The following is a 17,871-nucleotide window of genomic DNA, read 5'->3' on the forward strand; positions in this document are numbered from 1 at the left end:
ATTCCGGCTCCCCCGGGCCTCTTCGGGGCGCGAGCCTCAGAACACCACCAGTGCCCGGCCGCCCTTGCCCGCGAGCATGTTCTCGAAGGCCGCCGGGATGCCCTCCAGGGCGATGCGTTCGGTGACCAGGGCGGACAGGTCCAGGCGGCCCGCGCGTACGTGCTCGGCGAGGACCGGCAGGTCGCGGGCCGGATCGGTGTTGCCGTAGACGCAGCCGGACAGGGTGCGCCCCCAGTGGAAGATCTCCAGGGCGTTGAAGGTGACCTGCTCGTCCTTGCCGCCGATGCCGACCACCGTCGTACGGCCGCCCCGGCGGGTCGAGTCCCAGGCGGCGCGGATGCTGACCGCGCGGCCCGCGCACTCCACGGCCACGTCCACGCCCTGTTTGCCGGTGAGGGCGCGGATCTCGCGGGCGGTGGTGTCGGAGGCGAGGACGAAGTCCGTCGCGCCGGCCGCGCGGGCCAGTTCCTCCTTCGCCGGGGAGACGTCCACGGCGATGATCCGGGACGCGCCCGCGATGCGCGCCGACTGGAGGGTGGCGAGGCCCACGCCGCCCACACCGAAGACCGCGACCGTCTCGCCGGGGCGGACCTTCGCCGAGTGGTGGACGGCGCCGTACCCGGTCAGCACGGCGCAGCCGAGGAGGGCGGCGTCCACGAGGGGCACGCCCTCGGGCAGGGGGAGCACGCAGGACGCGGCGACGACCGTCTCCTCGGCGAACGCGGCCACGTTGAGGCCGGGGTGGAGGTCGGTGCCGTCGGCGGTGCGGGCGTAGACGTCGGCGGCGCCGTTCAGCGCGTTGGCGCACAGCCAGACCTCGCCGAGCGAGCAGGCGTGGCAACTGCCGCAGGAGGGCGCCCAGTTGAGGACCACGGGGGCGCCCGGGGACACGTGCGTGACGCCCTCGCCCACCGACATCACCGTGCCCGCGCCCTCGTGGCCGAGGACGGCCGGGACCGGCACCCGCATGGTGCCGTTGGACAGGGACAGGTCGGAGTGGCAGACGCCAGCGGCCGCGAGGCGGACGCGGACCTGTCCGGGTCCGGGGTCGGGCAGCTCGACGTCGGTGATCTCCAACTGCGCGCCGACGGCGGGCAGGACGGCGGCTCGTACGGCCATGGGTCGCGTACTTCCTTAGAACTGGAGGGACTTGGTCTGGAGGTACTCGGCGAGGCCGTGCGTGCCGAGTTCCCGGCCGACCCCGGACTGCTTGTAACCGCCGAAGGGGGCGAGGGGGTTGAACCGGCCGCCGTTGATGTCGACCTGGCCGGTGTCCATGCGGCGGGCGAAGGCGACCGCCTCGGCCTCGTCGGCGGCCCACACGGCGCCCGCGAGGCCGTACACCGTGCCGTTGGCGATGCGCAGGGCGTCGTCCTCGTCGTCGTACGGCAGGATCGCGAGGACCGGGCCGAAGATCTCCTCCTGGGCGATGGTCATCTCCGGCGTCACGTCGGCGAAGACCGTCGGGCTGACGAAGTAGCCCTTCTCGTGCGGCGATTCGGGGCCGCCGGCGACGAGGCGGGCGCCCTCGGCGACGCCCTTCTCGATGTAACCGCGCACCCGTGCCTGCTGCCTGGCGCTGACCACCGGGCCGATGCGGTCGCCGTACTTGACGGCGGCGGTGCGCGCCAGCTCGACGGCCTCGTCGTACCGGTCGCGGTGGACGAGCATGCGGGTCCAGGCGCTGCACGTCTGGCCGGAGTTGGACATCACGTTGGCGACGCCGACGTTCACCGCCCTGGCGAGGTCGGCGCTCGGCAGGATGACGTTGGCGGACTTGCCGCCGAGTTCGAGGGCGACCCGCTTCACGGCCGCTCCGGCGACGGCGCCGATCTGCCGGCCGACGGCCGTGGAGCCGGTGAAGGAGACCAGGTCCACGTCCGGATGCTCGGCGAGGGCCTGGCCGGCGACCGGGCCGAGGCCGGTGACCAGGTTGAACACTCCGGCCGGAACGCCCGCCTCGTGGACGGCCTCGGCGAACAGCTGGGCGGTGAGCGGGGTGTCCTCGGCGGGCTTGAGGACGACCGTGCATCCGGCGGCCAGGGCCGGGGCGACCTTGGCGACGATCTGGTGCAGGGGGTAGTTCCAGGGGGTGATCGCGCCGACGACACCGACCGGCTCGGCGAGGACGGTGGAGTTGCCGACCTTCTCCTCGAAGGAGTGGGCGGCCGCCAGTTCGGCGTAGGAGCCGGCGACCGCGATCGGCACCGCCGCGTGCACGGCCTGGGAGAACGGGAGCGGGGAGCCCAGTTCGGCGGTGACCGTCTCGGCGATCTCGTCCTTGCGGGCCACGAGGACGTCCCGGAGCGCCGCGAGGCGTGCGGCGCGCTCGGCGGGGGACGTGGCGGCCCAGCCGGGCAGGGCGGCCCGGGCCGCCCGGACGGCCGCGTCGACGTCCGCCGCGCCACCGGCCGGGACGCGGCCGATGACCTGCTCGTCGGCCGGGTTCACGACGTCGATCGCGTCCGCGCCCGCGGCGGGGCGCCAGGCGCCGTCGATGTACAGGCCGTCATGTGCCTTCATGATGCTGCTTCCTCCCGGCGGGTCGGCATCGTCCGGCACACAAACTAGCGGCGTTAGTTTTCCTGCGCCAGACACCACCGGCTCCACCGGACGCTCCCGGACATCATCGCCGGGCCGGGCGGCGTTCACTCGCCCACCCCTGCCCTGCCGGGCCGGCCGCGGACCGGCGGGCCGCCGCGCTTCAGCGGGCTGCCGCCGCCGTGCCCGGTTCGCGTACGGCGGTGAGGTGGGCGAAGACGACCACGTTGCTGGTGTAGCCCGTCCGCCGGCTGTAGTAGCCGCCGCAGGTCAGCACGCGGAGCTCCGGTCGCCAGGCCGGGGCGTAGACCTCCTTGTCCGGGAAGCCCGCCTTGTCGTACACCGTCATCCGGTCCACCGTGTAGACGGCGGTGCGACCGTCGGCACGGCTCACCTCGATGAGCTTGCAGGGTTTGACCTGGGCGAGCCCGGCGAAGACGGCCGGGCCGGTCGACGTGTCCCGGTGGCCGACGGCGATCGCGGTGCCGGACTCGCCCGGTGTGGGGCCGCCCTCGTACCAGCCGACCAGTCTGGGCCTGTCCATGGGCGGGGTCTCCAACTGCCCTGCCCTGTCGAGCCGGAGGCCCGTGATCTGGCCGTCGATGCCCAGCGAGGGGATGCGGAAGGACACCGGCCGGGACCGCGACAGCGGGTCGGGCGGGCGTCCGGAAGGCGCCTCGCAGGATCGTGCCCCGGCCGCCCCCGCTCCACGGGCGGCCGTCATTCCGCCCTGGTCGCCCGGCCCGGCGTACCCGCCCGCGCACCGGCGCCCCGCCGCCACCAGGACGGTCACCAGGAGGGCCGTCCTGGTGAGGCGGTAGGCGCGGGTCCGGTGCCAGGGCCTGCGTCGGCGTCTACGCGGCGCCATGAGGCCGCCGGCGGCTGCGGCGGAGGTACATCACACCGCCGACCGCGCTCAGACCCACGACACCCGCGGCGGCCACCGGCGAGTACGCCGCGGCCGTGTCGATGAGACCGCCCCCGCCCGCGTGCACACCGCCCCGCGGTGGATCGTTGCGGTCTCTCCCGTCCCAGCCCGGACCGTCCTGCTGATGGTGGTCCCGGTGGTCCTCGATCTGTCCGTTCGCACCGTGCCCCTCGTCGTGCCCCTCGTCGTGCCGGGGGTCGTGGCAGTTGACGCGGAAGAGCTTCTCCTTCACGGCACCCGCCGCGACCCAGGTGAGCTTGTACTGCCCGTCGGTCAGGCCGATCGCGTCGGTGTGTCCGGCGCCTCCGGCGAGCTGGATGACCCCGGTGACGGTGGCGGCACTGGGCAGCGGGGGCTGTGCCTGGATGATGTAGGGGATATTGGGCAGGATGTCGAAGTTGACGGCATCGAGGTAGAACTTGCAGACCGTCGGCTCATCCTTCGTCACACCGTAGGGCACGCCCACGCTGTGCACCCTGATGTCGCCGTTCTCCCCTTGGGCAGCCGCGTGCGGCGCCGCCACCCACGACGCACCCACCGCGGCCAGGGCGGCGATGACGACAGTGGCGCCCGCACGGGGGCCGAGAACACGTGGTGAGGTCTGAGTGGGCATGCACGTTCCTCCAAGTCAGACGATTTTCATACAAATCCATCTTTCGTCTGGACTCTGCGCGATGGCCGCCTCATCCCATGGCACCGACCTCCGGCGCGCCGTCAGAGATCGCTCGTGCGGCGCAATCCCGTACGCCCCGCCCTCTCCCCCGCCACCCGTCCGGCCCGCTTGCGCCCCGGCGAGCGCACCGCCACCCCCGCCGACAGCAGCAGCAACGCCCCGAGCATCACGAACGGCGCCGCCGCGCCCGTGACCCCGGCGACCAGACCGGCGGCGGCCGGGGCGGCGACCTGGCCGAGCCGGTTGCCGGTCAGGCGCAGGGCGAGCGCGGTGGAGCGGGCCTCGTCGGGCGCGGCCTGCACCACCGTGGTCATCGACAGCGGCTGGCCCACCCCCAGACAGAAGCCGAGCAGCGTCAGGAGCAGGCCGAGCGTCCACACCGGCAGCGGCAGGGCGACCCCGGCGCACAGCAGCGCCGCCAGGAAGCAGGTCACGGTGAGCAGCGCGGGCCGGCCCAGCAGCCGCAGCAGCGGGGTGAGGACCAGACGGCAGGCGATCGTCGCCCCGGCGCGCAGGCCCAGCAGTACGCCGATGACCGCCGGTGTGATGCCCCGGTGTTCGCCGACGACCGGGAGGTAGGCGGTGAGGATGTCCGTGGCGGACAGCACGGAGAGGCTGATGAGCATGCCCGCCGGGACGCCCCGGGCGCGCAGGATGCGGCCGACCGGGACCCGGTCGCGCCGCTCCGCACGGGACGTGGCGGCCGTACGGGCCGTACGGTCTTCGAGTCGCCACAGCGAGGTGAAGGCGACCGCCGCGCCCGCGCCCGCCGCCACGAGGGCGCGGGCACTGCTGCCGGCCATGTCCGGACCGCCGATCAGCAGGCCCGCGGCGATGGGGCCGAGGAACTGGCCCAGGGAGGCGCCGATGGTGAAGTGGCCGAAGTTGCGGTCGTGTTCGTGCGGCGCGGACCGGCGGGCGACGAGCGACTGGGCGCCGATGACGAAGCCGAGGTGGCCGAGGCCCATCACCCCGCTCCACAGGGCCATCGCCCACAGGGAGTTCGCCGCTCCGCTCAGCGCGCAGCCGCCGCAGATGAGGACCACGCCCGCCGGGAGCAGGGGGGCACACCGGCCGTGGTCGGTGCGCCGGCCGAGCGGTACGGCGGCGAAGAGGGGCAGCAGCGCGTACACACCGGCGATGACGCCCACCGCCCGCTCGTCGGCGCCGAGCGCGAGGGCCCGGTAGGAGACGGCGGGCCGGGCCATCGACACCGCCCCCTGCGCGAAGCCGAAGGCGAGGACGAGGCGGAGCAGCCAGCCGCGGTTCCCACCGGGTGCCATGGATACGACCTCCGTCGAGTGATCGGCTTGCGGTTGTCAGATGATGCCGAAGACGATTCCTGCCCCGAGCACGGCCAGGGATGTCAGCGCGGCCCACGTGACGACGAACCGGGTGCGGTCGCCGAACTCCGCCTCGGCCATGCCGACCAGGACGTGGACGGCCGGGACGAGCGGGCTGGACATGTGCGGGCTGGCCGACGATCGAGGCGCGGGCGATCTCCAGCGTCGGGACGCCGTGCGCCTGCCCCGCCTCGGCGAGCACCGGCAGGATGCCGAAGGAGAAGCCGTCGTCGGACACGAAGTACGTCAGCGGGATGCTCAGCACGCCGGTGACGAGGGCCATGTGCAGGCCCGTGCCGTCGGGGACGTTGTCCACGAGCCACGTCGCCCTGTGGTCGACCACGCCGGCGCCCTGGAGGACGCCGGTGAAGACGGCGGCGGCCACTCCATGATCATGGCGGTCAGCAGCGCGCCCGTGAGCAGCGCGTTGAACCAGTACAGCCCGGGGCGCAGGGTGGTGCGGCGGGAGCCGAGGACGCAGGAGAGGACCAGGACGAACAGCAGGCCCACGGCCGGGTCCGGGATCATCGGCACGAAGACATCGCTCGCGTCGACCTTCAGCGCGGTGGCGGCGGTGGGGGCTCCCGCGCGAGCGAAGCCGAGCGTGGGGATCAGCACGAGCGCCGCGATCGGCGACATCTTCTTCAAGGTCACAGCCTTGCGGCCGACGGCTCAGTCCAGCACGCGGCCCAGGTACGCCCGCAGCAGCTCACGGGTCTCGGTGATGATCGCCTCGTCGCCCTGGGGGTCCGTGCGGAAGGCCAGCTGGACGAGGGCGTCCGCGCTCTCCACGGCGACCAGGAAGACCCGCCGCAGTTCGTCGTCCGGGGCGCGGCCGAGATGGCCGGAGAGCAGCCGGACGAGCCGGTCGGCGACCCGGGTGTTGGGCTCGGACCGGCGGTCGCCGACCGGTATCTGATTGCCGAAGTCGACCAGCGAGAAGCCGGGCGCGGTGCGCTTCATGGCGAGGTACTCGTCGAGGACGGCGTCCATCGCGGCCCGCCAGTCTCCCCCGCCTGGGGCCTGCTTCAGCCGATCGGTGACGCGCTCGGTGTAGCGCTCCAGGTTGCGCTGGGCGAGGGCGTCGGCCATCTGCCGCTTGTTGCCGAAGAAGCGGTAGACGGAGCCGATGGGCACACCGGCGCGCAGCGCGACCGCGCGGGTGCTCAGGTCGTCGTAGCCGACCTCGTCGAGGAGTTCGGCACAGGCGTCCAGGATCCTGGTCAGCCGTTCGGCACTGCGGCGCTGGACGGGCGCACGGCGGAGCGAAGTCGCGTGGGGCACGGGCTTCATGATGCCTCTCCGCCCCGGGTCCGGTGAACCTCGCCCTCCCGCACGGACAACGGTGGACGATGCAGTCATCGCACCGGGGAAGCGCCCATCGTCGGCGCGGACACCCTTCCCGCGGACCGCGACGAGGCCGGCGCGGGAGTCGGCGACGAGGCCGGCGCGGGGCTCCGCGAGGGCTCCGGGTCCGAGACCGTGATGTCGGCGGTGCTCTGGACCGGCTTGCCGTGCACGGCCCACGCGGTGCCGTCGTCGGCGTACAGGCGCGCGGTGACGTGGTGGGTGCCGCGCGGGACGAGCCGGCCGGGCAGGTGGTAGTCGTACGAGCGCAGCCGGGCGGCCTCGTGGCCGTCGACAAAGAGATAGGCGAGCCCGCGTCCGGTGACCGCCGCGTGTCCGGCGCCGGGCGCGGAGCAGTGGAAGCGGTGGAAGGTCAGGCGCACGTCCCAGCCGTCGCGCCTGTCCGGCGTGACCTCGACGCCGACCTCGGGCGCGTTCTTCGTGTCGACCTCGCGCAGGTGGCGGCCCGTCCCGTCGGTGTCGCCCAGGACCTTGCCGACCGGCGCGGGCGACGGCGCGCCGCTCCGGGCGTGACCGCCCGTACAGCCCGCCGCGCCCAGCGGCAGCAGGACGCACGCCGCGAGTGCGGTGAGAGTTCTGCGGGTCCACGGGGTCCTGGGCATGGTCGCGAGGGTAGAACAGCATTCCGGCCTTTCGAATCCGCCTGAAGTCTGGTTCCGGCCGGTCTCCGTGGTCCCCCGGAGGGAGTAGGCGAGATCCTCTTGCGTCCGCCCCCGCTCATTCCTACGGTGTTACATAGGAATCGGCACGCGAGGGAGCGATCATGAGCGGGGACGCGCGGAAGACGGCCGCGGGACTGTCGTACCTGACGGGGTTCGGCAACGAACACGCCTCCGAGGCGGTGCCGGGCGCCCTGCCCGAGGGCCGCAACTCGCCGCAGCGCGCGCCGCTCGGCCTGTACGCGGAGCAGCTGAGCGGCTCGGCGTTCACCGAGCCCCGGGCGCACAACCGCCGCTCCTGGCTGTACCGCATCCGCCCGTCGGCCGCGCATCCCGCGTTCACCCGCACCGACAACGGCGCGCTCCGCACGGCGCCCTTCACCGAGTCCGTGCCCGACCCCAACCGGCTGCGCTGGAACCCGCTGCCCGAGCCGCCCGCCGGCACGGACTTCCTCGCCGGTCTGTGGACGCTCGGCGGCAACGGCGACGCGGCGCAGCGCACCGGCATGGCCGTGCACCTGTACCACGCCAACTCCTCGATGGAGCGCGTCTTCTCGGACGCCGACGGCGAGTTGCTGATCGTCCCCGAGCGCGGCGGGCTGCTGCTGCACACGGAGTTCGGGCGCCTGCAGGTGGAGCCCGCGCACGTGGCGCTGGTCCCGCGCGGGGTGCGCTTCCGGGTGGAGCTGCTGGACGAGTCCGCCCGCGGGTACGTCTGCGAGAACTACGGGGCGCCGTTCCGCCTCCCCGACCTGGGTCCGATCGGCGCCAACGGCCTCGCCAACGCACGGGACTTCCGGGCACCGGCGGCCGCGTACGAAGAGGTGGCGGGCCCGGTGGAGGTGGTGAACAAGTTCTGCGGCAACCTCTGGGCGGCGACCTACGACCACTCCCCGCTCGACGTCGTCGCCTGGCACGGCAACCACGTGCCCTACGTCTACGACCTGCGCCGGTTCAATGTCATCGGCAGCATCTCCTACGACCACCCGGACCCGTCCGTCTTCACGGTCCTGACCTCCCCGTCGGACACCCCGGGCCTGGCCGGTGTGGACTTCGTCGTCTTCGCGCCGCGCTGGCTGGTGGGCGAGGACACGTTCCGGCCGCCGTACTTCCACCGGAACGTGATGAGCGAGTACATGGGCCTGATCGAGGGCGCGTACGACGCGAAGGCCGAGGGCTTCGTGCCCGGGGGCGGCTCGCTGCACAACATGATGTCGGCGCACGGCCCGGACCGGGAGACGTTCGACCGGGCGAGCGCGGCCGAGCTGACGCCGCAGAAGATCGACGACGGTCTGGCGTTCATGTTCGAGACCCGCTGGCCGGTGACCCTCACCGCGCACGCGGCGGGCGCCGACCACCTCCAGCCGCGCTACGACGACGTGTGGCGGGGTCTGGAGCCCCACTTCCGCGCGTGACACCTTGTTGCGCCTGATGTTCATCGGCAGGTACGGATAGCCGTGTGACCTCCTTCGCCCCGGACTCGATCGTCCTGAACCGCAAGCTGCCGCTCTGGTACCAGGTGTCGCAGTCGCTGCGCGCCTCGATACTGGGCCGCTCGGCCGAGGCCCCGCTGCGGCTGCCCACCGAGGAGCAACTGGCGGAGCACTACGGGGTGAGCGTGCTGACCATGCGGCAGGCGCTGAAGGAGCTGGAGGACGAGGGGCTGATCAGCCGGCACCGGCGGCGCGGCACGTTCATCGAGCCGGACGCCCACCGGGGCGCCCCGGTGCGGCTGCTCGGCTCGGTGGACGCGATCGTGGCCCAGCAGTCCGGCATGACGACCGAGCTGCTGGACCACGGCAGCGCGCCCGTGCCGGCACCGCTCGCCGAGTACTTCCCGGACCTCGACGAGGTCGCGACGTACCACCGGCTGCGCAGCGACGAGAAGACCGGCGAGCCGACGAACCACGCCGTCAACCACATCCGCCCCGAACTGGCCGCGCACGTCGACCTGGAGGACCTGATCCGCTGGCCCATGACGAAGGTGCTGCGGGACATGGTCGGGGCGGACATCAGCCGCATCACGGACACGGTGGAGGCCCGGCTCGCCGACCCGGAGACCGCCCGTCTGCTCCAAGTACCGCTGCTCAGCCCGATCCTGCACTACACGGGAGTGACGTACGACACCGAGGGCCGGGTGCTGGACGTGGCGGTGATCCACTACCGGGGGGACCGGTTCTCGTTCACGGTGACCTTGGAGGCGACCTGAACCGGTCCGTGCAGGGAGCCCGTACCATGCCCTGCGTGACGTACGCCGACGCTCCGCTGCTGGCGGACCTCATGCCGTGGTCCGTCGCACCGCTGCGGCCGGGGCGCGCCTGGCCGGTGGCACCCGATCCGGATTCCCTGACGGCCCGCTGGGACGCGCTGCTGACGGCCGAGGGCGAGGGCCGCCTGGCCCTGTTCGAGCCGAGCCGCGCCCGCACCCTCGACTCGGCGGTGGGCCAGCTGCCCGGGCAGTCGACCGGCACGGAGCGGCTGGCCCGCGCCGAGGGCCCCTGCGCACGGCCGGTACGGGTGCTGGCGGCCCCCTTCGACGAACAGTGGCTGATCCCGGACCACCGGCTGCTCGACGCGGCACGCCCGGAGTTGTGGCGCGTGGCGGACGCGCACCAGGTGTTCACGGCGGAGACGGCCGACCCCGGTCTCCCGCTGCTGGCCACGTCGCTCCTGCCCACCCTGCGCGGCACCCGGATCCGCCCCCTCTACCGCCGCCCGGGCGGCACGGAACCCAATCTGGCGCCGGGCCTGCTGGCCCTTCTGGCGGACCGCCTCGGCAGCCGCCCCACGGCGGCGGACCTGCTGGCCTGGATCCTGGCGGCGGTCCGCCCGGACCTCACCGTCCCGCTCACCGGGGACGCCGAAGTCTGGGACCGGGGTGTGGAGTCGGGCCGCCGCGCCCTGTGGCTGATGCGCCGCGACGGCGACCGCCCCAGGCTGCCGGGCGGCCGCCGCCCCTATGTCCGCGCACCTCTGCCGCCCCGCCCCCTCACCCTGCACTACGACGCCGAGGAGGAGACCCTCCACCTGGACGACGGCCGCATCTCCCCCGTCCCGCCGCAGGCCTGGGACTTCGAGGTGGCGGGGGTCCGGGTGCTGGAGTCCTGGTTCACGGCCCGCACGGCCCCGGCCGCCGCCGGCACCCTGGCGGCGATCCGCCCGGCGGGCTGGCCGCAGAGCTGGACCTCGGAGCTGCTGGAGCTCATCACGGTCCTGGCCCTGCTGGCCGAACTGCGCCCGGGACGCGCCGAGTTGGAGATCGCCTCACCGATCACCGCCGGCGATCTGCGCGCGGCCGGCATCCTTCCGCCACCGGCCTCGTCCCGCCGCCCCGCCTCCGTCCTGGACCACCACGAGGAGGGCCCGGAGGGCCAGTTCGCTCTGCTCTAACCGTTCCGTCCGGTCTGACTGTTCTGTCCGGCGAGGTTGTGGACGGGTGAGCCAGGTGTCTGCTGAGGGATCTTGAACAGGTGAAGGCCCTCCGGAGTCCCACCGCCGCATCCCGGTCGACGAGGGCGAGACTGCTGTCCAGCGCGCCCCTGACGAAGTCGAGCCGGAGATCGGGGGCGGGCCGCCCGGCGAGGGGCGCGGCGTCCCGTGCCCGCGCGAACCAGTCGCTGTCCCCGTGCTCCCGGGTGACCTCCCCGAGGAGGAAGTCCATGGCCCAGCCGCCGCGCAGCCAGAGCGGGATGCCCTGGCGGCGGGCCGTCGCCAGGGTCTGTGCGATCAGGGCGAGTTGACGCCCGGCGCGCTCCCGGTTCACCGGTCGCCGGTCCCCGGGGCGAAGCCGTCGAGCAGCCGCCCGAGCGCCCGCTCGAAGACCTCCTCCAGATCCACCGGCCCCGCGTCCCGCGCGAACGCCTCCGCCATCCTCGGAAACGCGCCGGAGGCCAGCTGCCGCCCCAGATACGCGCCGCGCGCCCTGTTCTCCTCGGCCTCCGACCACGGCAGCGCACGCACCCGCTCGGCGGTGTCGAGTTCGTTGCGGACGTACGTCGTCACCACGCCGTTGACCATCGCGACGAGTTCCAGCTTCGTGCCGTAGGACGCCTCCAGCGGGTCCAGGCAGGCCAGGCAGTGCTCCAGATAGCGCAGGGCGTGGGGGCTGAAGCCGTAGACGGGGGACATCAGGCGCGGCATCCACGGATGCCGGCGCATCAGCGCGCGCGTCTCGCGCGCCACCCTCATCAGGTCGGCCCGCCAGTCGCCGCCCGGCTCCCACAGGACGTGCTCCGCGCTGGCCGTGTCCATCATCAGCTCGTACAGGTCCTCCTTGCGGGGGACGTAGTTGTACAGCGACATGGTGCCGCACCCGAGCTCGGCCGCGACGTGCCGCATCGACACCGCGTCGAGCCCCTGCGCGTCGGCGATCCGGACGGCGGCTGCCGCGATGTCGTCGCGGGTGTACGCCGGTTTCGGACCCCGCCCGGTGCGCTCGGGGCGCGCCCAGATCACCTCGGGGACGGCCCCTCGGACTGCCATCGGTCATCACCTCGGTCACCATGCTAGTTACGTACAGCGTACGCAGTGCGCTATGGTCGCCTCATGACAACTACGTACGCTGTACTTAGCGAAGGCCTGGAGAAACGCTTCGGCGCTGTCCACGCCCTGCGGGGACTGGATCTGGCCGTCGCCGAGGGCACCGTCTGCGGACTGCTCGGGCCGAACGGCGCCGGGAAGACGACCGCCGTACGGCTGCTGACGACGCTGCTGCGGCCGGACGGCGGGTCCGCGCGGGTCGCCGGGTGCGACCTCGTGCGCGAGCCCGCCGCCGTACGGAGCCGGATCTCGGTCACGGGGCAGTACGCCTCGGTCGACGGAGACCTCACCGGGCGGGCGAACCTGCGGCTGTTCGCCCGGCTGCACCGGGTGCGCGGACCGGCCGACCGGGCCGGCGAACTGCTGGAGCGCTTCGGGCTCACCGAGGCCGCCGACCGCAAGGCCTCGACCTACTCGGGCGGCATGCGGCGCCGGCTGGACCTAGCGGCGAGCCTCATCCGCCGCCCCGACGTGCTCTTCCTCGACGAGCCGACCACCGGGCTCGACCCGGCCAGCCGCAACCACGTCCACCAGGCGGTGCGCGAGCTGCGGGCGGACGGCACGACGGTGGTGCTGACCACGCAGTACCTGGAGGAGGCGGACCAACTCGCCGACGACATCGCCCTGGTGGACCGGGGCCGGGTCGCGCACACCGGCTCGCCCGCCGAACTCAAGGCGCTCATCGGGTCGTACGCCGAGGCCGTGGTCGCGGCCCCGGACGCGCTCCCGAAGGCCGCCGCCGTGCTCGACCAACTCACCGGCGGCGAGCCCGTGTTCGACAGCGAGCGCGGCGCCGTCGGCGCGGTCACCACCGACCGGACGCTGACCCTGCCGCGCCTGGTGCGCGAACTCGACGCGGCGGGTGTGCCGTTGCTCGACGCGAGCCTGCGCCCGCCCACCCTCGACGACGTCTTCCTGCGGCTCACCGGACGGTCCGGGGCCGCGTCCGCCGACAGCAAGGAGCTGGTGACATGAGCGCGTTGACCCACGACGGCCTGGCGATGACGGGCAGGCAGCTGCGCCGGGTCCTGGGCAACCCGGGCCTGACGGTCCTGACCCAGCTGATGCCGGTCAACATGCTGCTGTTCTTCGGCTACGTCTTCGGCAGCGCGCTGGCGATGCCGGGCCGCGAGTACCGCGCCTTCCTGGTGCCCGGACTGCTGGTCGCGACCGCCGCCGGCGGCCTGATGAACGGCATGTTCCAGGCCGCCGCCGACACTCACCGGGGCGTGATGGACCGGTTCCGGACGATGCCGGTGAGCCGGGCCGCCGTACCCCTCGGGCAGGCCGTGGCGGACCTCGTGGTCACGACGCTCGGCACGATTCCGCTGCTGCTGGTGGGGCTCGCGGTGGGCTGGCGGGTCGAGGGCGGCGCGCTCGACGCCGTCGGCGCCGTCGGGCTGCTGCTGCTCTTCCGGTTCGCCTGCACCTGCGTCGGGATCCACCTCGGGCTGCTCACCCGCAGCGAGGACGCGGCCGGGCAGCTCGGCGCCTCCTCCTTCGTGCTGCCGCTGCTGTCCGACGCGTACATCCCCACGGACAACCTGCCGGGCTGGCTGCGCACGGTTGCCGAGTGGAATCCGATCAGCGCCGTGACGACCGCCCTGCGCGACCTGTTCGGCAACGCGCCCGTCCCGCGCGGCGCCGCCTGGCCCGTGGCGCATCCGGTCGCCGGGTCGCTCGTCTGGAGCCTGGCGCTCGTCGCCGTGTTCCTGCCACTGGCGGTGCGCCGGTACAGCCGCGGCGGCTGAACCGCACTACTTCCGGGCTCGGGTCGGTGACCGGGACTCCGGAGCCGGGGCACCGCTGCACCACGCGATGCACGGGGGCGAGCCCCCGCGCGCACCGGGCTCGCGCACGCCGTGATCGCGCCGTACGACGCCTGTCCGACGGCCGGCGGCGGGCACGTGCTGCTGTCCGTGCGGAACGACCGGGAGTGGCGGCGGCCGGCCGAACGGGGAGCGGTGGCGTCAGGTGGGTTCGCCGGTGGGGCCGCTGAAGGCGCGCTGCCTCCCTCCCCCGGCTGCCGGGCGGGGACGAGGCACGGATGGGTGATGTGCCCGCGCTCGGGCAGCACACCGGGGCGCTGCTGCATGCCGTGGGGATGACGGACGACGAGATCGCAGCGATGCGCCGGGACGGTGTGGTGGCCTGAGCGCGGGCACCCCGGATGGGTTCCAGGGGGCCGCTCGCTCGGTCAGCGGCGGCTCACCGCCCGCTCGGCTCGCTCAGTGCCCGCGTCCGTGGCCGCCGAAGAGCGAGCGGCGCAGCCGGCGCAGCGGCGCGAACAGGGAGACGCGGCTGACCCGCTTGCCCCGGTCACTGCGCTGGTGGGCGGTGTCACGCGCCGTCAGTTCGAGCATCAGCGAGGTCGCCTCGACCGTCTCCCGCTGCGGTATGGCGGGACCCGCCAGCACCGACAGATGGCGGTCGAGGCGCGAACTGGTCGCGCTGCTCCCGCAGGTGATCGCAGGGATCCTGGCCCTGCTGCGCACTGTTATCTGATCCATGTCACTCCCCACCCGTACGAGTCCACCCGGCCCGGGCAGGGTAACCCTATCGCCCCAGGGCGGCACGCGTGTATCTCGGCCACAGGATTCACCTTCCCCGCAAGGAGGTTGACCATCCCTCGATGACTACTCTCCGAATCCGACCGATTTCAGGGTGAGTTGGACAATGGGCTGGCCGGTGGGCTGCGCTGAGCCGCCGTCAGGCTCGACGGTTACGGCGAGTGACGTCGAGGAGGTCTCAAGCCCCTTGGCGATCAGCGGCGTGTCAGCGGCGAAGAGCCCGAGGGAGCGCGGTTGCGCATGGGGGCGCATCTGCCAGAGCTGGTGTACACGGCCGCCGGACGGGGTGCCGTATCCGCTGAGGGTGACGACGGCCTCCTGCTCCGAGGCGGAAGCGATCACTCCGATACCGCGGCCCCGAGCGTCCTTGCTGCTCGTGGCGCGGGCGTCGGGAGCCGCCAGAACGTGGGCGATCTCACGTGCCCGCACCTGCGCGGCGTCGAGCCGGCCCTGTGCGCGGTGCGCCTGGACCCCGAAGAGCGAGGCGACGACGAGGGCCGCCGCCGCGGTCGCCGTGGCGAGCGGCACGAACAGAGGGCGCGTGCGGGGCGTACGGGTGCGTCCCGGCGGCGGCTGGGTGCCCCAGACGTGCGGCGGCAGCCGGGGCGTGCGCTCCGCGCCCGACGCCGCGGCGGCCGGCGCCGGGGCCTGCGGTGTCGCGCGTACGGCGGCCAGCACCCGGTCCCGGAGGGCGGCCGGTGCCGGGGCCGCCGTGGACCAGGCGAGCCGCACGGCGTCCTCGGCCAGCGCCCGGGTCTCGGCGCCGCAGCGCTCGCAGTCCCGCAGATGCTTCTCGAACCGGCGCCGCTCGCCGGGTTCGAGGGCGTCGAGCGCGTACGGGGCCGCGAGGGAGTGCGGATCGCCGCGGCGCAGCAGCCTGCCGAGGATGCTCATGCGGCGCCTCCCAGGCACTGGCGCAGCCGGGTGAGTCCGTCGCGCATCCGCGTCTTGACCGTGCCGAGCGGCAGCGAGAGCCGCTCGGCGACCTCACGGTAGGTGTAGCCGTCGTAGTAGGCGAGGGTCACCGACTGGCGCTGGAGGTCCGTGAGCCGCTTCAGACAGCGGCGCACCCACTCCCGCTCCAGTCCCGCCTCTACCTCCTCGGCGACCTGGTCGAACGCCGGTTCCCCGGCGCGCAGTGCCTCCCGCTGCTCGCGTTCGCCGGCCGCGCGGGCGCTGCGCACCCGGTCGACGGCGCGGCGGTGGGCGAGGGTGAGGATCCAGGACAGCGCGCTGCCCCGGCCCGGATCGAACCGGGCAGCGGACCGCCAGGTCTCCAACAGCACCTCCTGGGCCACCTCCTCGGACTGGGCGGGGTCGCGCACCACCCGCCGTACGAGCCCGTACACCGGGCCGGACACCAGGGCGTACAGGTCCTCGAACGCCCGGTGATCGCCGCCCGCGACGAGCACGAGCAGCTCGTCCGCCTGTATGCGGGCCCCCTCGCCGTGGCCGCAGCCGGCCCCTCCCCGTGCTCCGCGCATCCGCACGAACGCCCACCTCCCGCCGGTGATACGGATGAGCGGGCCGAAAACGCGGGTCGGGAGCCGCCCAAATCTTTTTTCCCGTCCGGCCAATCCGTCCCCCGCCCGGCTCCGAATGAGCGTCCGTCAAGGGCAAGTCGGCACCGAGGACGGACGGACAGACGGCATGACACCTCTTGTTTCCAGGCGCGGCCGGGGCCGCACGGGCCTGGTCACGCTCCTGTGCGGCGCGCTGGCGGCCGGCGGGCTCACCGCCGCGGGCGTCGCCGCGCTGGCCCCCGGGGCGGCCTCCGCCTCCTCCCACCGGGAGGCCCCGCTGATCTCGGGGACCCCGCAGTACGACAACACGGACCTGTACGCGTTCGTCAGCCCGGACAAGCCCGACACGACGACGATCGTGGCGAACTGGATCCCGTTCGAGGAGCCGGCGGGCGGGCCGAACTTCTACACGTTCGCCGACGACGCCCAGTACGACCTGCACATCGACAACAACGGCGACGCGCACGACGATCTGGTCTTCCGCTACACCTTCAGGACCCACACGAAGAACGGCAGGACGTTCCTCTACAACACCGGTGTCGTGAAGAGCCTCGACGACCCGAACCTCAACATCACGCAGACCTACGACATCGATCTGCTCCAGTTCAGGCACGGGCGGGTGGTCTCGCGCGCGAAGCTCGCGAACGACGTGCCGGTGGCGCCCTCCGACGTCGGCAAGGCGTCCATGCCGGACTACGCCAAACTGCGCGCCCAGGCGATCCACCGGACGAAGGGCGGCGGCACGACGTTCGCCGGGCAGGCGGACGACCCGTTCTTCGCCGACCTGCGCGTCTTCGACCTGCTGTACGGCGGCAACCTCAGCGAGGTCGGCAACGACACGCTCAAGGGCTACAACGTGAACAGCATCGCCCTCCAGGTGCCCACCGCCCTGATCCGCGAGTCCGCGGGCCAGCCGGTGGTCGGCATCTGGTCCACCACCCAGCGCCGTAACGCGCAGGGCTACTACAGCCAGGTCTCCCGTCTGGGCAACCCGCTGGTGAACGAGGTCGTGAACCCGCAGAAGGACAAAGACAGGTTCAACGCCTCCCAGCCCGCCGACGACGGCCGGTTCCTGAACAACGTCACCCACCCCGAGCTGCCGAAGCTCATCGAGTCGATCTACAAGATCAAGGCGCCGAGCGAGCCGCGGGGCGACCTGGTCGACGTGTTCCTCAAGGGGGTCAAGGGCCTCAACCAGCCGCCGAACGTGCGGCCTTCGGAGGAGCTGCGCCTGAACACGTCGATCAAGCCGAGCGCGCACCCCAAGCGGCTCGGCGTCCTGGACGGCGACAACGCGGGCTTCCCGAACGGCCGTCGCCTCGGCGACGACGTGGTCGACGAGGCGCTCCAGGTGATGGAGGGCGAACTGGTCGGCATGAAGAACGACTTGGGCGACGGGGTGAACGCGAACGACCAGACCTTCGAGAAGTCCTTCCCGTACGTCGCCGAGCCCACCTCCGGCTCGCGCGGCCCGCTCGCCAAGGGCACGAGCGCGGGCACGGACGTCCGCAGCCAGCTGGGCGACGCGCTCCAGCCGGCGGGCTCCTCCGGCGGCTCCGGCGACACGATGCTGATCGCCGCGTCGGCGGCGTCGGGCGCGGCCGGGATCCTGCTGCTCGGCACGGCCTTCGCCTGGTGGCGCCGCCGGCTGCAGCGCCCGTACTGACCCCGTCCCCACCCCAGACCGGCGCGGCCCGTATCCCCCCACGGCGGGCCGCGCCTCCCAC

Annotated in this window: 18 protein-coding genes and 2 pseudogenes; 7 read left to right on the plus strand and 13 right to left on the minus strand. The window is 73.2% G+C overall.

Going from position 1 to position 17,871, the window contains the following annotated elements:
• Positions 1-36: 36 nt before the first annotated feature.
• The 8 genes and pseudogenes from AC4OXY_RS14905 to AC4OXY_RS14940 all read right to left on the minus strand — a co-directional run bounded on the left by AC4OXY_RS14905 (position 37) and on the right by AC4OXY_RS14940 (position 7,455).
• Entirely contained in the window at positions 37-1,119 is a 1,083-nt protein-coding gene (locus AC4OXY_RS14905) for a Zn-dependent alcohol dehydrogenase (RefSeq protein WP_356022492.1), read from the minus strand.
• 15 nt (positions 1,120-1,134) lie between these two features.
• Positions 1,135-2,523 carry an aldehyde dehydrogenase family protein gene (locus AC4OXY_RS14910; protein WP_491994042.1) on the minus strand — a complete coding sequence of 463 codons (1,389 nt, stop codon included), beginning with the start codon at positions 2,521-2,523 and terminating at the stop codon, positions 1,135-1,137.
• Between the two features lie 181 nt (positions 2,524-2,704).
• Entirely contained in the window at positions 2,705-3,409 is a 705-nt protein-coding gene (locus AC4OXY_RS14915; protein ID WP_356022497.1) for a class F sortase, read from the minus strand.
• On the minus strand, positions 3,396-4,082 hold the full coding sequence (locus tag AC4OXY_RS14920) for a hypothetical protein (protein ID WP_356022499.1): 687 nt from the start codon (positions 4,080-4,082) through the stop codon (positions 3,396-3,398). The genes AC4OXY_RS14915 and AC4OXY_RS14920 overlap by 14 nt, the downstream gene beginning before the upstream one ends.
• 101 nt (positions 4,083-4,183) lie before the next feature.
• Complete coding sequence (locus tag AC4OXY_RS14925) at positions 4,184-5,425, minus strand: MFS transporter (protein ID WP_491994043.1); 1,242 nt, start codon at positions 5,423-5,425, stop codon at positions 4,184-4,186.
• A 36-nt stretch (positions 5,426-5,461) separates the two neighbouring features.
• Positions 5,462-6,070, minus strand: a pseudogene (locus tag AC4OXY_RS14930) (transporter permease); the annotation flags it as partial.
• A gap of 87 nt (positions 6,071-6,157) precedes the next feature.
• The gene (locus tag AC4OXY_RS14935) at positions 6,158-6,778 is read right to left on the minus strand and encodes a TetR/AcrR family transcriptional regulator (protein WP_491994044.1); all 621 of its coding nucleotides are present in this window, start codon (positions 6,776-6,778) and stop codon (positions 6,158-6,160) included.
• 65 nt (positions 6,779-6,843) lie between these two features.
• On the minus strand, positions 6,844-7,455 hold the full coding sequence (locus tag AC4OXY_RS14940; RefSeq protein WP_491994045.1) for a hypothetical protein: 612 nt from the start codon (positions 7,453-7,455) through the stop codon (positions 6,844-6,846).
• A gap of 161 nt (positions 7,456-7,616) precedes the next feature.
• Here AC4OXY_RS14940 and hmgA point away from each other — a divergent pair, with 161 nt between their 5' ends.
• From hmgA to AC4OXY_RS14955, 3 genes are read left to right on the plus strand one after another with little or no spacing between them, the layout of a single operon-like run.
• Entirely contained in the window at positions 7,617-8,927 is a 1,311-nt protein-coding gene (gene hmgA, locus AC4OXY_RS14945; protein WP_376289051.1) for a homogentisate 1,2-dioxygenase, read from the plus strand.
• A gap of 44 nt (positions 8,928-8,971) precedes the next feature.
• On the plus strand, positions 8,972-9,721 hold the full coding sequence (locus AC4OXY_RS14950) for a GntR family transcriptional regulator (RefSeq protein WP_356022511.1): 750 nt from the start codon (positions 8,972-8,974) through the stop codon (positions 9,719-9,721).
• Positions 9,722-9,747: 26 nt separating this feature from the next.
• Positions 9,748-10,902: a type ISP restriction/modification enzyme gene (locus AC4OXY_RS14955; protein ID WP_356022514.1), complete on the plus strand. Its 1,155-nt coding sequence runs from the start codon at positions 9,748-9,750 to the stop codon at positions 10,900-10,902.
• Here the strand turns inward: AC4OXY_RS14955 and AC4OXY_RS14960 are convergent.
• Together AC4OXY_RS14960 and AC4OXY_RS14965 are read right to left on the minus strand one after the other, a co-directional pair.
• The gene (locus AC4OXY_RS14960) at positions 10,784-11,275 is read right to left on the minus strand and encodes a nucleotidyltransferase domain-containing protein (RefSeq protein ID WP_491994046.1); all 492 of its coding nucleotides are present in this window, start codon (positions 11,273-11,275) and stop codon (positions 10,784-10,786) included. The genes AC4OXY_RS14955 and AC4OXY_RS14960 overlap by 119 nt on opposite strands.
• Positions 11,272-11,994, minus strand: coding sequence for a TetR/AcrR family transcriptional regulator C-terminal domain-containing protein (locus AC4OXY_RS14965; protein ID WP_376289058.1), 723 nt, complete (start codon positions 11,992-11,994; stop codon positions 11,272-11,274). Before AC4OXY_RS14965 ends, AC4OXY_RS14960 begins: the two co-directional genes overlap by 4 nt.
• A 63-nt stretch (positions 11,995-12,057) precedes the next feature.
• Here AC4OXY_RS14965 and AC4OXY_RS14970 point away from each other — a divergent pair, with 63 nt between their 5' ends.
• From AC4OXY_RS14970 to AC4OXY_RS14980, 3 genes and pseudogenes are all read left to right on the plus strand, one after another.
• Positions 12,058-13,026: an ATP-binding cassette domain-containing protein gene (locus tag AC4OXY_RS14970; RefSeq protein WP_491994047.1), complete on the plus strand. Its 969-nt coding sequence runs from the start codon at positions 12,058-12,060 to the stop codon at positions 13,024-13,026.
• Entirely contained in the window at positions 13,023-13,802 is a 780-nt protein-coding gene (locus tag AC4OXY_RS14975; RefSeq protein WP_376289062.1) for an ABC transporter permease, read from the plus strand. Before AC4OXY_RS14970 ends, AC4OXY_RS14975 begins: the two co-directional genes overlap by 4 nt.
• Positions 13,803-13,848: 46 nt before the next feature.
• A pseudogene (locus tag AC4OXY_RS14980) lies at positions 13,849-14,206 on the plus strand (CoA transferase); the annotation flags it as partial.
• 73 nt (positions 14,207-14,279) lie between these two features.
• On the opposite strand, the gene AC4OXY_RS14985 reads toward AC4OXY_RS14980, so the two are convergent.
• The 3 genes from AC4OXY_RS14985 to AC4OXY_RS14995 all read right to left on the minus strand — a co-directional run bounded on the left by AC4OXY_RS14985 (position 14,280) and on the right by AC4OXY_RS14995 (position 16,054).
• A complete protein-coding gene (locus tag AC4OXY_RS14985; RefSeq protein WP_356022526.1) occupies positions 14,280-14,561 on the minus strand; it encodes a hypothetical protein in 282 nt (93 codons plus the stop codon).
• Between the two features lie 126 nt (positions 14,562-14,687).
• The gene (locus AC4OXY_RS14990; protein ID WP_356022527.1) at positions 14,688-15,515 is read right to left on the minus strand and encodes an anti-sigma factor; all 828 of its coding nucleotides are present in this window, start codon (positions 15,513-15,515) and stop codon (positions 14,688-14,690) included.
• Complete coding sequence (locus tag AC4OXY_RS14995; RefSeq protein WP_270084660.1) at positions 15,512-16,054, minus strand: sigma-70 family RNA polymerase sigma factor; 543 nt, start codon at positions 16,052-16,054, stop codon at positions 15,512-15,514. Before AC4OXY_RS14995 ends, AC4OXY_RS14990 begins: the two co-directional genes overlap by 4 nt.
• Positions 16,055-16,271: 217 nt before the next feature.
• On the opposite strand from AC4OXY_RS14995, the gene AC4OXY_RS15000 reads away from it, so the two are divergent.
• Entirely contained in the window at positions 16,272-17,810 is a 1,539-nt protein-coding gene (locus tag AC4OXY_RS15000; protein WP_356022530.1) for a DUF4331 domain-containing protein, read from the plus strand.
• The last annotated feature ends 61 nt before the right edge of the window (positions 17,811-17,871 follow it).

Source organism: Streptomyces sp. HUAS MG56 (assembly GCF_058673395.1).